Below are 14,212 nucleotides of genomic sequence, written 5' to 3'. Positions count from 1 at the left end.
GGTTCTTATGAATAGAAAAATTGTTATTGTTGGTGGGGTTGCTGGAGGTGCATCTACTGCAGCTAGACTTAGAAGATTAGATGAAAATGCTGAAGTAGTAATGTTTGAAAAGGGTGAATATATATCTTTTGCTAATTGTGGACTTCCATATTATATAGGAGAAGTTATAGATGAAAGATCAAAGTTATTAGTTCAAACAGTAGAAGAAATGAGTGATAAATTTAATTTAGATATTAGGAATTTATCTGAAGTTATAAGTATTAATAAAGATAGCAAAATTTTGAAAATTAAAAACCTTAAAAATGGAGAAGAATATGAAGAAACCTATGATGTTTTAGTTTTATCTCCAGGGGCAGCACCTCTAAAACCTGGAATAGAGGGAATAAGTGAATGTGATAATTTATTTACCCTAAGAAATATACCAGATACAGATAAGATCAAAGCTTATGTTGATAATAATAAACCTAAACAAGCAACTGTTATTGGTGGTGGATTTATAGGTCTTGAAATGGCTGAAAATCTTCATGAAAGAGGAATTGACGTTACACTTGTTGAAGCTTTAGATCAAGTAATGGCTCCCCTTGATATAGAAATGGCAAGTATTATACATGAACATTTAATAGATAAAAGTGTTGAATTAATACTAAATGATGGCGTAGCTAAATTTACAAGCAGGGGTAAAAAAGTAGTATTGAGTAGTGGAAAAGAAATTGAAACAGACATGATAATACTGTCAATTGGTGTTAAGCCAGAAACAACAATAGCTAAAGAAGCAGGTATAGCTTTAAATGAAAGAGGTGCTATTGTAGTAGATAAATTCATGAAGACTTCTGATCCTAATATTTATGCCTTAGGAGATGCAGTTGAGATTATGGATTTTGTAAATAAAAAGCCAACAATGATTCCACTTGCATGGCCTGCAAATAGACAAGGAAGAATAGTAGCTGATAACATTTGTGGGAAAAATACAGAATATAAAGGAACCTTAGGTTCATCAGTTGCAAAGGTATTTGATTACACAGTTGCTACAACAGGAAATAATGAAAAAACACTAAAGAGATTAGGGTTAAAATATGAAGCAGTTCATATTCATCCAGGTTCTCATGCAGGATATTATCCAGGCTCATTTCCAATTGCTTTTAAGATGCTCTTTGATCCAGAGTCTGGAAAGATATATGGAGCTCAAGGTGTAGGTCTTGATGGAGTTGAAAAGAGAATTGATGTACTTGCAACAGCAATAAAAGTAAACCTTACAGTTTTTGATTTACAAGATGTTGAACCTTGTTATGCACCGCCATATAATTCTGCAAAAGATCCTGTTAATATGCTTGGTTACTATGCATCAAACATTATAGAAGGCTTTATTAAACCAATTCAATGGAATGAAATAGATAATTTAAATAAAGATAATTCTATAATTATCGATATAAGAGAAGAATTTGAATTAGTGACAGGTGGCTTTGAAAATTCTATTCATATTCCTTTGGGACAATTAAGAAATAGAATAGAAGAAATTCCAAAGGATAAGGATATATATGTTACCTGCCAAGTAGGTCAAAGAGGATATGTTGCCTGCAGAATTCTTGAACAAAATGGAATTAAATGTACAAATATAGATGGTGGAGTAAAGACGTACTTAAGCGTAAAAAGAGCTAATGAAAGTATTAAAAACCAATATAAAAATATTAAGGAAGTAGAAGATGAGGTAGCTGTTATGAAAGTAGATGATTTAGATATAAAAGAAATAAATGCTGATATTACATTAAATGCCTGCGGTCTTCAATGCCCTGGTCCAATAAAGAGGGTATTTGAAGAAATAAATAAAATGGAATATGCAAATATTTTAAAAGTAAAAGCAAGTGATCCAGGTTTTGCAAAAGATATTAAATCATGGTGCGAATCAACTCATAACACTTTAATAAAGGCAGAATTTGATAGTAAAGAAAAAGCTTTTGTTGCTTTAATAAGGAAAGGCGCTGGAGAAGGGCAAAAATCCTGTTCAGTACCAGCTGTTGATAAAAATGGAGCAACCTTAGTAGTATTTAGCGGAGATTTAGATAAGGCAATAGCTTCCTTTATAATAGCTACAGGAGCAGCATCAATGGGCAAGGAAGTAACTATGTTCTTCACATTCTGGGGCTTAAATATATTAAAGAGCCAAGATAAACCTAGCGTATCAAAAGATGTTATGGAAAAAATGTTTGATGTTATGCTTCCAGCTCATGCAGGAAAATTACCACTATCTCAAATGAACATGATGGGAATGGGACCTGCAATGATTAAACAAATCATGAAAAAGCACAATGTAGACAGCTTAGAAACATTAATTAAAAATGCAATTGATATGGGAGTGAAAGTTGTTGCATGTTCAATGAGCATGGAATTAATGGGTATTAAAAAAGATGAATTCATTAATGGTGTTGAAATAGGTGGAGTTGCTTCTTACTTAGGCGCAGCAGATGATTCTAGTTTAAACTTATTTATATAGTATTGGTAAATTAATCTACACAATTTCTTCATAAGTTTGTAATACAATAAAGAAAAAATGGAGGTGTAATTATGTATTGTAATGTATTTGGTGGCGGTGGTTATGGTTTTGGAATAATGTATGGAGGCGGTCCTAACTTCTTTATGATGATTCCAATGATTGTGTTATTATTAGTGTTTGTATATTTAATGTATAAGGTATTTAGTAATAAGCAATTAGCGTCTGCCTATTCACCTCCAGCATCAGCCAAAGCTATGAGTATATTAAATGAAAGATTAGCTAAAGGTGAAATTACTGAAGAAGAGTATAAGTCAATTAAAGAGCAAATAAATAGGTAGCATAGGTTAATATTAAATACTGCATAATAGTAAGGGAAAGGCTATTATGCAGTATTTTTATTTTAAAATTGTAATATTATTGCATTGGGAAAAACTTCTATTATTTTTACTTTTAGTGCTAATAATAAAAACACTTATGCATAAAATTATATGAATGTTTTGGAATGTGATGAAAGAATTAATGAATTAAGAAATAATAAGCCTTGAAAAAGATAATTATGAGGAATATAATTATGTTATGTATTGAACACGTGTGCAACAAACTGTAATTACATGTACATATAACAAACATTTGACAGTCTGTTTATTGAGTTGATTTTATATGCAAACGACTTCTAAATGAAATAAAGAAAGGATTATAAAAGATGAGAACAATTTATAGATGTTTTCCTAAAGGAAAATTTAAAGTATTAACAATGAGCTATGATGATGGAAGAGAACCTGATAAAAGATTAATTTCACTATTTAATAAGTATGGAATAAAAGGCAGCTTTCATTTAAATTCAGGATTATTGAAAGATGCACCTCCAACTCCCAATGATGTATATGGATTAAGAATACCTAAAGAAGAAATTCCAGAAGTATTTAAGGGACATGAAGTATCCTGTCATACAACAACTCATCCAACAATAGCAAGATCACCTATAGGACATGTTGCTAAAGAAATAATAGAAGATAGAGAAAAGCTTGAAGAAATAGTAGGATACACAGTTAGAGGGTTATCCTATCCTAATGGATCTTTTTCAGATGAAATAAAGACTCTACTACTAAGCCTAGGAATAGAATATGCAAGAGTTGTAGATACAACTGGAACATTTGAAATGCCAAGAGATTTCTTAGAATGGAAAGGTACATGTCGCCACGTTGATCCTAATTTATTGAAATATGCTGATGACTTTGTTGCGCTAGCTAAAAAACAATATTTATATATGTTTTATGTATGGGGGCATAGCTATGAATTCACTAAAGATAATAATTGGGAAGTAATAGAGGAGTTTTGCGAAAAAGTAGGAAATAGAGATGATATCTGGTATGCAACTAATATAGAAATAGTTGATTATTTAAAAGCATGTGATAATTTACAATTTTCTATGAGTGGAGAGTTTGTGTATAATCCATCTTATCAATCGGTGTGGTTAAGCGTAGATAATAATGAAATATATGAGATTCCTGGGGGCAAGCAAGTTTATTTTAAATAAGAGAATAAATATTCTCAACCTTATTACAATAAATATTCTGTACCATATATATTCTTCAGAATATGCACTTATATAAAAAGTAGCCATGCTGCATTTATGAATTTTACGCCCAAAATGGGAATTCAGAGAATTTTATTCTAAAAGTGGGCAACTAAATTTTGTTTATTTAGATGAATTTATTTGATAAGAGATACAAATATAAAGCAGGCATTCTCATATGAATTATTATAATTATTCAACAAAATTATATTATCAAAATTATGGTTTTATATTAAAAAATCACTTCTGATATTAAAAAATCTGGGGTGATTTTTTATTTAACAGCTATATAGTGAAATTTTTTATGAATACTTGCATTAAATATAGGATTTATTCGTGATTTAAATGGGGAACTTTAATTTTAGCATTCAAAAATTATGTGGAAGGTTAGGAATAATTTGGATATAAGTGAAAATTTGTAGTATAATTAAGAATAGATTGTTATAGTTTATGAGATATTTTGGTTAAGTATTTATGAGGGGCGAAGTTGATATTATCAATAATTTTATAAGGATACTAATATAAGCAGTCATATTATAAATACATTAAATCAAGTTAGGATTTTAGAGGTAGAAAGATTGAATTTAAAAAATTATACTCAATATTGGTTAAAACTATCTATATAGTAAGTAGATTAGTATATTGAAAGAGGAAAGTAAATATAGAATTAGTATTTTGAATAAGGGAGAGATTATGAAGGAAAGATTATATTTTTATATTCCAGCAATTGAAGAACTAGCGTACCGTCAGAAGATAATGAGCCAACCTGATACGATGAATTATAATAAAGGTTATGATGTTTCATATGAGGGATACGATAAGAATACAGGATGTATAGACTTTCCAAAGAATAAATGGGCTGAGTGGTATTCTTATATAGTTAACAACAAGCCCAAATGTTTTTATGCATATATCACAAGGAAAGAAGATAATACTTTTATTGGAGAAGTAAATATTCATTGGAACAATGATAGAAATTGGTATGAGATGGGAATTGTGCTTGAATCTAAGTATCGTGGAATGAAATATTCAATAGAAGCTCTAAAAAATTTGATTCGAGTTGCATTTGAAGAGTATAATGCACCAGCAGTCCATAATGATTTTGAGATCACAAGAGAAGCTGCTATTGCAATACATAAGGAAGCTGGATTTAGTATAATTAATGAAGTTAATGGAACTGTTGAATTGCTAATTACTAGAGAGGAGTATTTTAATAAGTAACTTATATATTTGAATTTTTATAGATATTAATTTAGTAAACAATTTTAATTAATAAAGGAGCAAATCTTATGTTAATAAGATGGGCAACTAGTAATGAAAAGAGTAAATATGGCTTTAATGAACATGAATACAATGATTATGATGTTTTGATTGCAGTAAACAGAATGAATAATGACTGCTTGGGGATTTTAGGCTTTTCTCGTGATGAAAAGAAAATAAGAGAAATTAAAGTATTCAGCAAAGAAAAAAAGACAGAGATTGAGAGCAATCTTATAAAGTGTGCTAATAATCAAATTGAACCTAAAGGAGGAAGTTTTCACTATAGATTTCCTCAATATGCAGAAGAGTCACTCAAAGAAAAATGCCCTTGTTGTAATGCATTGCCTATGCCAGATGGAATGGAGGAGATTGCTGTTCTTGATTATTCGTGGGTTACGGTTGAGCCAAGTGCACAAGGACGATTATTTGGAAAGTGTGTTGTAGGTTCAAAATATCATAGCGTGCTTTTTTATGATATGCCAAAAGAAGAAATGGCTAATTTTATGAGTGAAGTTCAAAAGGTTGCTGAAGTTTTACATAAAGTAACTGGTGCAGTTAAGATTAATTATGAGATGCACTGCAATTCAGCGCCTCACGTACATTGTCATCTTTTCCCTAGGTATCTTGATGATGATTTCCCAAGTGCACCTATTGATTACCGTATTTCTGAACCTAGTCCATATGAAAGTGAAGAAGAATATAGATGGTTCATAAATGAAATGAGAAGTGGATTAAAGAGGTTATGATGAAATAAATTTATTTGAAGTTTGGAGGACTAGGTATGTCAGTAAAAAAACATAAGACAATGAATAGTGGAATGTTCTATGGTTGTGCATTAGGAATAGTTTTAGGTGCATTATTTAATGATATTCTTTTTGGAATGATTCTTGGTATGGGCATAGGAAGTGCCATAGACCTTATGAAATATGTTCGTAAATCAAAGCTAAATAAATAAACAACTGTAAATTTGGCATATGGTGGTATTTATCATCAGCTTCTCATAAACCAGCGGAGGATTATGATTACTGGAATGGTAAGCCATTATCTGAAGGGAATAAATAGACAAATTGTATATATGGACAACTCCCATTAACGTTGAGTAATATAAATAAGAATTTGTAGAGGAGGAAATTATGTATCGAAGTGTAATTCACATATATGGAGCATCAGGTTCAGGAACATCTACATTAGGAAAATTCATATCAGAGCAACTAGGATATACTTTTATGGATACAGATGATTATTTTTGGATTCCAACAAATCCTAAGTACACACAAAAAAGAAAAATAGAAGAGCGCATTCAAATGATGAAAAATGATATTTTAAATTCAGATAAAGTTGTTATTTCTGGCTCACTAGTTGATTGGGGTGATGAGTTAATTCCCTATTTTACATTGGCAATTCGTGTGGTTACAGATAAAAATGTTAGAATTGAGCGCTTAAAGGAGCGAGAAAAGAAGCATTTTGGTTCACGTATTAATGTAGGTGGCGACATGTATCAAAATCATATGGAATTTATTGAATGGGCGGCTGCTTATGATACAGGAAATATTCATATGAGGAGTAAGTTAAAACATGATCAGTGGGAAAAATTATTAAGATGTAAACAATTTATTGTTCATGGAGAAGATGATCTGAAATATAATTTAGAAATCATAAAAAATGCGATTGCATCAGAGTAATCAATTTTAACATATAACAAAATTAGATTTAATAGCAAATGAATAAAAGCAAATTATTGAGCGAAAAATTAGCTTTTTGCATAAGATTGGAGTAATAAATGAAAAAAATAATAAATGTTTTAGTCTCGTTTTTGTTCTTTTGGTTTACACTTGATATTTTAGGGGTGAAAATTGGAAATTTCTATCTTGTTGAATCGGCTATCAGGGATGAGCCAATAGATATTATTTGGTGGGTAATATTCATAATCTGCTTTATTATATTTATCGTGAAAGATAAAATAGGTAAATATGTATTATTATCTTTTGTTTCCATTTGGTGTTTCATTCAATATTCGATGTATTTTAGTTCTACAAAAAGAATAGAAAGTTACAATAATTTTTTCAAAGAAACACATCATATAATTTCGCCTTCAAATAATTTTTTGATAAAAGATACTTATCATATTTTTTTGGACTTATTTCTCTTTCTCGTTTTAACTCATTTAGTAACTTACATTGTAAAATCAAAGAGAAGCCCAAAATAAAATTCACATTATAAAAGTGGTGCAACAATGGCGGATAAAAATTATATAAATGGCAGGAAAGGAACAAAAAATGAAAAAACTTATTATTATTGCAATAATTATATCCAGTACACTTTCTATAGCTGGATGTAGTTTGAGTAAGCCAATTAATCAAGAAAGTTATAGCAGTACTGCTGTAGAGACAAAACAGGAAGATAATTTAGGACCTAAACAAGACACATCAGATAAAGAAAATAATAACAATAAATCTATAGAGTCAAAACCAAATGATTCAAATCAAGAAAACAATGATACAACTACTAATAAAAAAGATTATTACACACAAAAACTTAATGATATTCAGGCAAAATAGATAAGGATTATAATTTCAAGGATGCAATTACCACAAAAGATATGAGAAATTCAAGTGGAGCACAGTATAAATTTTGGGATGATGCGTTAAATGAAATTTACAAGGAATTGCAGAAGACTTTGCCTTCTAGTAAAATGGAAAAATTAAAAAAAGAGGAATTAGCATGGATATCACAAAAAGAAAGTGATGCAAGAAATTCAGCAGACAAAGTAAAGGGTGGAACCCTTGAACCAGTTAATTATAATCTATCGTTAGCAGATTCAACAAAAAAGAGATGTTATGAATTAGTAAATAACTATATGGAGTAATTGTATTTAAAAATTAAGAAAAGATTAAATAAAGAAAATAATAATGGGGTATTAGGCGAAAAAACTTTTAAAATATATTAATAGGATTAATTATGATATAAATTATAATTTGTGGAGGAAATAAAATGAATGATATAAAAATTTCAGATATGCTGAATATGCAAAGGGATTTATATGAATTGCACAAAGATACTTGGTCACCATTGGAAGCAAAGTATGGTAGGAACTTTATTCTTTGGATGATGGAAGAAATAGGTGAATGCATCTCAATAATAAAGAAAAAAGGCGATGCGGCTATAATGGAGGATGAAAATGTTAGAAAAGCATTTTGTGAAGAAATGAGTGATGTATTAATGTATTTTAATGGTACATTACTTAGATACGGAATTACAGCAGAGGAAATATCTTCTTCCTATATAGATAAACATAAAAAGAATATGGAGCGTAACTATGCTAAAGAATACAAGAGTAAATATGAGGATAGATAAATTCCTATTTGTTGTAGAATTATCAATATATTTTATTTACAAATTAAAGTTTGTGAGGTAAATAATATGTCATTAAATGAATATAAAGATGAAGTTAAAGAATTTTTAGTTAAGATGGATTCTTTAAATGGGGATAATCATCAGAAAATAAATTGGTTAAATGAAGAATTTGAGTTGTTGAAAAAGGCTGTAAATGCTTCAGATATAGATAAAATTGAACATCAACTATATGACATTCTATACTTAGTCTTTGAAATGGCTGCTGATAATAATTTTGACTTAGATAAGGAATGGCAAAGAGGAAGAAAAAGAAAGAATAAAAAATACTTAAAATTAAATTGCATGGAGAAATGATTTGAAATATAATCCATAAATTATATAAAACAGCTTCATATTAAAGTAATAAGCTGCGGTATGTTAATAAAACAAGGTTTAGTAACAAATGAATATTAATAAATCATGATGAAGAAATAAGGGTGGTTACGGATGTTTGAGTTTAAAGACTTCGATTATTTAACAGATGGGGATATTGATTTGAAAATTGAAGAAAAGACACCAGCTAATGAGGAAAAAGGTTATGTACCTGCATATAAATATAGGATTACTATACATAATTCAAATGATATTATAGGTAATATTGATATCCGTATTGGATATAATAATAATTTATATTATGGTGGTCATATAGGGTATCAGATTGAAAAATTTTATAGAGGTAATAGCTATGCTTCTAAGGCTTGTAAAATTATTAAACAGATAGCAATTGCTCATGGAATGGAAAGTTAATAATAACATGCAATCCAGACAACTTTCCATCTCGTAGAACTTGTGAAAAGGCAGGTCTTAAATTTAACGAAATAGTAGACTTGCCATCAGATAATGAAATGTATCAAGAAGGTGAAAGACAAAAGTGTATATACGAGTGGGTTTTAAGAGAGTAGTTAATATATATATGAAAGTATGAATAACAAAATTCTTGAAGAAATTAAAATATGGATTATTATGATAAGGGTATCTTTTATAGGAGGGAATTAATGAAAAGAAACTTTATATTTATAGGTATATTTTCTCTTCTCTCGTTTGTAATTGTAATTACTGTATTTTTATATAGGCAAATAAATATGCCATATACTGAAATTATTGAATTAACTAATGTTTTATATAGGAATATACTGGAATGCCCATACTATATGATTAGTGAATAAGTATGTATTGTATGGATACTTATTCACTAATAGTATGATATTTAAATTACTATATTTTATAAATAATTGTATAAAATAATTACTGCATATGTATAGGTTGATTAAAATATAAATTATATAAAATGATTTGTATCAGTGCAACAAGTTTTTATGTATTAACCCAATGAGATTTAGTAGCAAATGAATAAAAGTAAATTATGATGAAGAAAAGAATTTTTATATTATAGCAAACAGGAGTATGTATGTGGAAGAGAAAGATATAGTATTTAAAACAAATCAAAGCTGCTTTATTTATAGGGTTGCGGCAATTATTATCAAAGACAATAAATTGCTTATGGCAAAGCATGAAGATTATCCATGTTATTATACAGTTGGGGGAAAGGTTAGAATAAATGAAACCTCAGAGGAAGCTGTTATCCGTGAGGCTTATGAGGAAACAGGAATTGAATTTGAAATTGATAGACTTTCCTTTATTCAAGAAAGATTTTTCGAAATAGCAGGAGAACATCATCATGAAATTGTCTTTTATTTCTTAATGAAAGAAAATACTAATATAGATTTACATTGTAGACATTTTACAGACCAAGGTTCGAAAGAAAGTCTGCATTGGTTGTCTATTGAAAGTTTAAATAAGATGAATATAATTCCACAATTTTTTAAAACTAAATTATTAGGCAGTACAGTTGGTATTGAACATATTGTTACTAAAGAATAATATGGAGCATGTTATTCATAACCTTCAGTTCGAAATCTTATTATAAAAGGTAATAGTAAATAGTACGAATAACAAAAATCCTTGGAGGAAGTAGAATATGGATTATTTAATCAAAAAAGTGAATTATGAAGAATTAGATAAAGCATTTTCTCTAATTTGGAGTACATTTTCTGAATTTATTTCACCTAATTACAGTAAAGAAGGAGTAAATACCTTTAGAATTAATTTTATTGAATCTAAAGATTTTAAGGAATGCTTTAAAAATGGTACGCAGATTATGTATGGTGCATATTCAAAAGAAAAACTTGTTGGAATTATATCCTTAAGCCGAAATAATAATGTGTCATGTCTTTTTGTGAATAAGGAGTATCATAGAAAGGGAATTGCATCAATGTTATTTAGACATATTATTTCATTATTGAAGGAGAGACAAGTAGAAAAAATAACATTAAATGCTTCTCCTCATGCTGTGCCGTTTTATCATGCTATGGGATTTAAGGATTTAAATATACAACAAGATTTCAATGGAATATTATATACTCCAATGGAATTTCAGTTATAAAATAACTGAATAGTCTATGTTATTAATTTACTTAACTGATAAAGTAAAATAAGGATTTAGAAATTGCAACTACATATTATTAGTTTGATATAGTGAGAATTTACACTTATTATTGGTATAATATGCTATAATTGTATATATTGACAAAGCAAGTTATGTGATTATCTAATAAGCTTGTGCAATATATAAGAAAGATATATGTACAAAACTTAATTGTTTCATATGCAAATATGTTACGATATATAATCTTAAAGAAAGGGTGATTTTATATGAATAAGAAAAATATAGTGCAAAAAATAAGGAGGGCTAGTATATTATAACCCTCCATAAATAATGGGAGGATTTATATGTCAAAAATAGTATGTAAAGATAATGAAATAATGAATATTTATAGAAAATGGTATGCTGAAATATATGAAATTAATGAAACTGGAATAGATGATATTAACTTACTTCTTTCATTGATTGGAGGTAAAAACAAAAAAGTGTTGGAAATTGCATGCGGGGGTGGTCGTATTCTCGTACCACTTGCATTAGCAGGACACGACACTAAAGGTTTTGATATGGATGAAGAAAGGTTAGCATATATACTGGACAAAGCGAAGGAACTTAAAAACCTACAGTACTGCTGTATGGATGCAGTAAGCGGAGACTGGGAAAGTGGATATGATGTTGTTGTACTTGCTGGGAATTTACTTCATAATGTTGAGGCGGATATGCCATATGATAAGGCACAACAGCTTTTTATACAAAAGGCTGCTTCTAGCTTGAATATTGGTGAGTATATTTTCTTAGATTTCGGTATGTTTGCGCATCCAGAGGAAATATTTTCAAAAGATAATGGGCGTGTAATTTTCGAAGGAACAGATAGTTCTGGTGTATATGGAAAGCACATAGTTGTAGGAGATGGATATGATGTAAATACTCAGATAGCATATGGAAGACGATTTACTGAAATTGATATACCAGATGGCAGACATGAAACTATCCATGAAACCTGGGAAAAGCATATCCCTACTTTGGAACAGGTTCACAAATGGCTAACTGAATCAGGATTTAAAGTTGTGAATGAATTCGGAGATTACAACAGGAACCCAATCAATGAAAACACATATAGAGCTATTATATGGGCAAAAAAAAATAAATAAATGAGTGAATGTATTGAACTTAATAATACTTAACTAGTAAATATGATTCTTAGTTAATAATTTGAAATAAATAATATAGGAAGGCTTGCCTCAATGAGTGTAAGCCTTTTATACATAGTATTCTAAATTTATATTTTACTAAAGTCTACGTTATACCAGATAAATTAAATCAGCGATGCTGAGTAAGGTTTTGTAGTTTGAGTTGTTAAAAACCACTATGAAAAGGTATAGTTAAATAATGCAGGATTGACTCATGGAGATAAATAGGTAACTATTTATTTTAAAAGAAACATTAACATGAGATCGTATTTTACAATAGGATGTTAACTTATAGTTGAGTCAACTTCTTATTTTTTATATAGGAAAATATGTTTTTTACAATTCGATTATTAAATAGCGGTATATATGATTTCAATATGAGAGACAAAGCTATTAAAGCTTTTGAAACTTTTGTACTTGAGAAGGAATAGGAGTGTTATGAGTTTAAAATTTATTAAAGCAAAAAAAGAAGATGCAACCATGTTAATAGAAATTTATAATGCATCATTTTATGATGATTATATTAAATATGGAGAATGCCCTGCTTATGGCAGGACAAAAGAAAACATGGAAGCGTCTATTGAAAGATTTCCTAAAATTATTATTTATTGTAAGAATACCCCAATTGGAGTTATTTCAGTTGAAAACAGAGGAGAAGGAGAGTATTATCTTGGATGTCTTTGTGTAGTTCCTAAATACCAAGGCAAAGGTATTGGCACACAAGCAGTTAAATACATGTTAGATTATTATAAAGATTGGAGTAAAATAACATTAATAACACCTGCAGACAAAGATGAGAATATAAATTTCTATATAAAGAAGTGTGGATTTACAATAAATGGAACGACTATGGATGGAAATGTAAAAGTAGTACATTTTCTAATGGAACGATAATTTATCCTCTCCATTACAGCTTATATTACTAATGTTATAAAGTTTTGGTATTGATAGGAGGCGAGTTACAAGAAGATCAGAAATGAAAGTTATAAATTAGATTGAATAATAAATATGGATTTAGAGGAATATGAGGAATATTATGAATAAAGTTATATTTTGGGATTTTCAAGGTACTTTAGCATATAACGATTTTATGATTAGCAAAGCTCTACATAAAGTTATATTGCAAAATGAACCAGATACAGAAATTACAATAGAACAAATTAAAAAGCTGAAAATTCCTGGGATACCATGGCAAGATTGTGAAAAAGATTACTCCCACCTAACTATAAATGGAGAGTGGTGGAAGTTTGTAGAAAAATTATTTGAAGAAGCATATAAAGAACTTTCTATAGATGAATGTAAACTTAGTAATTTTGCAAGACAAGCCCATATGGAATTAGCAAAACCAGATGAATTTACATTGTATAGCGATTCTATAGAAACCCTTAAATATTTTAAGTTAAATGGATGGAGGAATATTATATTATCTAACCATATACCAGAATTACCATATATAGTTGAGTCATTAGGATTGGGAAAGTATATTACTGATTGTATATCTTCAGCTAATGTTGGATTTGAAAAACCTAATATGAAAATTTATGAATTTGCATTAAATAAAGCTAAACATCCTAAAAATGTATGGATGGTAGGAGATAGTTTATTAGCTGATGTTAATGGCCCAGAAAGAGCTGGAATAAAAGGTGTTCTCGTTAGAGCTAATGAAAAGATAAATGAAGTGAAATATTCTTCAAAAGATTTATTAAGGTTAAGAGAGATAATACGCTAATTTTATTTTTAGTTAATGTTTTGGCTGAGATTTTAAATGAATTTAAGATAAAATAAAATAGTTTTGTATTCAACAAGAATGAAGTCACTATGTTTTGAATAAAATGTAGTGACTTCATTTATTATTTTTATATTTC

The 14,212-nt window shown here is 29.0% G+C and carries 18 protein-coding genes; all 18 read left to right on the top strand.

What is annotated here, in order from left to right; genetic code table 11:
* Positions 1-7 precede the first annotated feature (7 nt).
* The 18 genes from cdr (at position 8) to GXK56_RS22780 (ending at position 14,076) form a co-directional block, all read left to right on the top strand.
* Entirely contained in the window at positions 8-2,488 is a 2,481-nt protein-coding gene (cdr, locus tag GXK56_RS22860; protein ID WP_160691784.1) for a CoA-disulfide reductase, read from the top strand.
* A 71-nt stretch (positions 2,489-2,559) separates the two neighbouring features.
* Positions 2,560-2,826 (top strand): SHOCT domain-containing protein, encoded by a 267-nt coding sequence (locus GXK56_RS22855; protein ID WP_160691782.1) that lies wholly within the window; start codon positions 2,560-2,562, stop codon positions 2,824-2,826.
* 365 nt (positions 2,827-3,191) lie between these two features.
* The gene (locus GXK56_RS22850) at positions 3,192-4,025 is read left to right on the top strand and encodes a polysaccharide deacetylase family protein (RefSeq protein WP_160691780.1); all 834 of its coding nucleotides are present in this window, start codon (positions 3,192-3,194) and stop codon (positions 4,023-4,025) included.
* Positions 4,026-4,757: 732 nt separating this feature from the next.
* Complete coding sequence (locus GXK56_RS22845; RefSeq protein WP_160691778.1) at positions 4,758-5,285, top strand: GNAT family N-acetyltransferase; 528 nt, start codon at positions 4,758-4,760, stop codon at positions 5,283-5,285.
* 68 nt (positions 5,286-5,353) lie between these two features.
* Positions 5,354-6,070 (top strand): HIT family protein, encoded by a 717-nt coding sequence (locus GXK56_RS22840; RefSeq protein ID WP_160691776.1) that lies wholly within the window; start codon positions 5,354-5,356, stop codon positions 6,068-6,070.
* Between the two features lie 35 nt (positions 6,071-6,105).
* The gene (locus GXK56_RS22835) at positions 6,106-6,279 is read left to right on the top strand and encodes a hypothetical protein (RefSeq protein WP_160691774.1); all 174 of its coding nucleotides are present in this window, start codon (positions 6,106-6,108) and stop codon (positions 6,277-6,279) included.
* A gap of 178 nt (positions 6,280-6,457) precedes the next feature.
* Positions 6,458-7,006 carry an AAA family ATPase gene (locus GXK56_RS22830; protein WP_160691772.1) on the top strand — a complete coding sequence of 183 codons (549 nt, stop codon included), beginning with the start codon at positions 6,458-6,460 and terminating at the stop codon, positions 7,004-7,006.
* A 573-nt stretch (positions 7,007-7,579) separates the two neighbouring features.
* The gene (locus GXK56_RS28350) at positions 7,580-7,882 is read left to right on the top strand and encodes a hypothetical protein (RefSeq protein WP_243156224.1); all 303 of its coding nucleotides are present in this window, start codon (positions 7,580-7,582) and stop codon (positions 7,880-7,882) included.
* Positions 7,883-7,923: 41 nt separating this feature from the next.
* The gene (locus GXK56_RS28345; RefSeq protein ID WP_243156223.1) at positions 7,924-8,190 is read left to right on the top strand and encodes a lysozyme inhibitor LprI family protein; all 267 of its coding nucleotides are present in this window, start codon (positions 7,924-7,926) and stop codon (positions 8,188-8,190) included.
* Positions 8,191-8,315: 125 nt separating this feature from the next.
* On the top strand, positions 8,316-8,678 hold the full coding sequence (locus GXK56_RS22820; protein ID WP_160691770.1) for a MazG nucleotide pyrophosphohydrolase domain-containing protein: 363 nt from the start codon (positions 8,316-8,318) through the stop codon (positions 8,676-8,678).
* A gap of 66 nt (positions 8,679-8,744) precedes the next feature.
* Complete coding sequence (locus GXK56_RS22815) at positions 8,745-9,032, top strand: hypothetical protein (RefSeq protein WP_160691768.1); 288 nt, start codon at positions 8,745-8,747, stop codon at positions 9,030-9,032.
* Between the two features lie 132 nt (positions 9,033-9,164).
* On the top strand, positions 9,165-9,464 hold the full coding sequence (locus GXK56_RS22810; RefSeq protein WP_202127931.1) for a hypothetical protein: 300 nt from the start codon (positions 9,165-9,167) through the stop codon (positions 9,462-9,464).
* Between the two features lie 248 nt (positions 9,465-9,712).
* Positions 9,713-9,883, top strand: a complete 171-nt coding sequence (locus GXK56_RS22805; RefSeq protein WP_160691766.1) for a hypothetical protein — start codon at positions 9,713-9,715, stop codon at positions 9,881-9,883.
* Between the two features lie 244 nt (positions 9,884-10,127).
* A complete protein-coding gene (locus GXK56_RS22800; protein ID WP_160691764.1) occupies positions 10,128-10,598 on the top strand; it encodes an NUDIX domain-containing protein in 471 nt (156 codons plus the stop codon).
* Between the two features lie 97 nt (positions 10,599-10,695).
* Positions 10,696-11,160, top strand: coding sequence for a GNAT family N-acetyltransferase (locus GXK56_RS22795; RefSeq protein WP_160691762.1), 465 nt, complete (start codon positions 10,696-10,698; stop codon positions 11,158-11,160).
* A 347-nt stretch (positions 11,161-11,507) separates the two neighbouring features.
* The gene (locus GXK56_RS22790) at positions 11,508-12,308 is read left to right on the top strand and encodes a class I SAM-dependent methyltransferase (protein ID WP_160691760.1); all 801 of its coding nucleotides are present in this window, start codon (positions 11,508-11,510) and stop codon (positions 12,306-12,308) included.
* 477 nt (positions 12,309-12,785) lie between these two features.
* On the top strand, positions 12,786-13,241 hold the full coding sequence (locus GXK56_RS22785; RefSeq protein ID WP_160691758.1) for a GNAT family N-acetyltransferase: 456 nt from the start codon (positions 12,786-12,788) through the stop codon (positions 13,239-13,241).
* Between the two features lie 142 nt (positions 13,242-13,383).
* Positions 13,384-14,076 carry an HAD family hydrolase gene (locus GXK56_RS22780; RefSeq protein ID WP_160691756.1) on the top strand — a complete coding sequence of 231 codons (693 nt, stop codon included), beginning with the start codon at positions 13,384-13,386 and terminating at the stop codon, positions 14,074-14,076.
* Positions 14,077-14,212: the final 136 nt, after the last annotated feature.

It is taken from the genome of Clostridium sp. C2-6-12 (assembly GCF_009928485.1).
In the GTDB taxonomy this organism is placed as follows: Bacteria; Bacillota; Clostridia; order Clostridiales; family Clostridiaceae; genus Clostridium.
Note: the sequence above shows the minus strand (reverse complement) of the source record. Positions and strands in the feature narration are given on the sequence as shown.

Coding starts and splice junctions, on each gene's coding strand:
- GXK56_RS22820 (WP_160691770.1), top strand. CDS start 8,316: ATGAATGATATAAAAATTTCAGATATGCTGAATATGCAAAGGGATTTA.
- GXK56_RS22780 (WP_160691756.1), top strand. CDS start 13,384: ATGAATAAAGTTATATTTTGGGATTTTCAAGGTACTTTAGCATATAAC.
- GXK56_RS22785 (WP_160691758.1), top strand. CDS start 12,786: ATGAGTTTAAAATTTATTAAAGCAAAAAAAGAAGATGCAACCATGTTA.
- GXK56_RS28350 (WP_243156224.1), top strand. CDS start 7,580: ATGGCAGGAAAGGAACAAAAAATGAAAAAACTTATTATTATTGCAATA.
- GXK56_RS22790 (WP_160691760.1), top strand. CDS start 11,508: ATGTCAAAAATAGTATGTAAAGATAATGAAATAATGAATATTTATAGA.
- GXK56_RS22805 (WP_160691766.1), top strand. CDS start 9,713: ATGAAAAGAAACTTTATATTTATAGGTATATTTTCTCTTCTCTCGTTT.
- GXK56_RS22845 (WP_160691778.1), top strand. CDS start 4,758: ATGAAGGAAAGATTATATTTTTATATTCCAGCAATTGAAGAACTAGCG.
- GXK56_RS22835 (WP_160691774.1), top strand. CDS start 6,106: ATGTCAGTAAAAAAACATAAGACAATGAATAGTGGAATGTTCTATGGT.
- GXK56_RS22840 (WP_160691776.1), top strand. CDS start 5,354: ATGTTAATAAGATGGGCAACTAGTAATGAAAAGAGTAAATATGGCTTT.
- GXK56_RS22855 (WP_160691782.1), top strand. CDS start 2,560: ATGTATTGTAATGTATTTGGTGGCGGTGGTTATGGTTTTGGAATAATG.
- GXK56_RS22850 (WP_160691780.1), top strand. CDS start 3,192: ATGAGAACAATTTATAGATGTTTTCCTAAAGGAAAATTTAAAGTATTA.
- GXK56_RS22815 (WP_160691768.1), top strand. CDS start 8,745: ATGTCATTAAATGAATATAAAGATGAAGTTAAAGAATTTTTAGTTAAG.
- GXK56_RS22795 (WP_160691762.1), top strand. CDS start 10,696: ATGGATTATTTAATCAAAAAAGTGAATTATGAAGAATTAGATAAAGCA.
- cdr (WP_160691784.1), top strand. CDS start 8: ATGAATAGAAAAATTGTTATTGTTGGTGGGGTTGCTGGAGGTGCATCT.
- GXK56_RS28345 (WP_243156223.1), top strand. CDS start 7,924: ATGAGAAATTCAAGTGGAGCACAGTATAAATTTTGGGATGATGCGTTA.
- GXK56_RS22830 (WP_160691772.1), top strand. CDS start 6,458: ATGTATCGAAGTGTAATTCACATATATGGAGCATCAGGTTCAGGAACA.
- GXK56_RS22810 (WP_202127931.1), top strand. CDS start 9,165: ATGTTTGAGTTTAAAGACTTCGATTATTTAACAGATGGGGATATTGAT.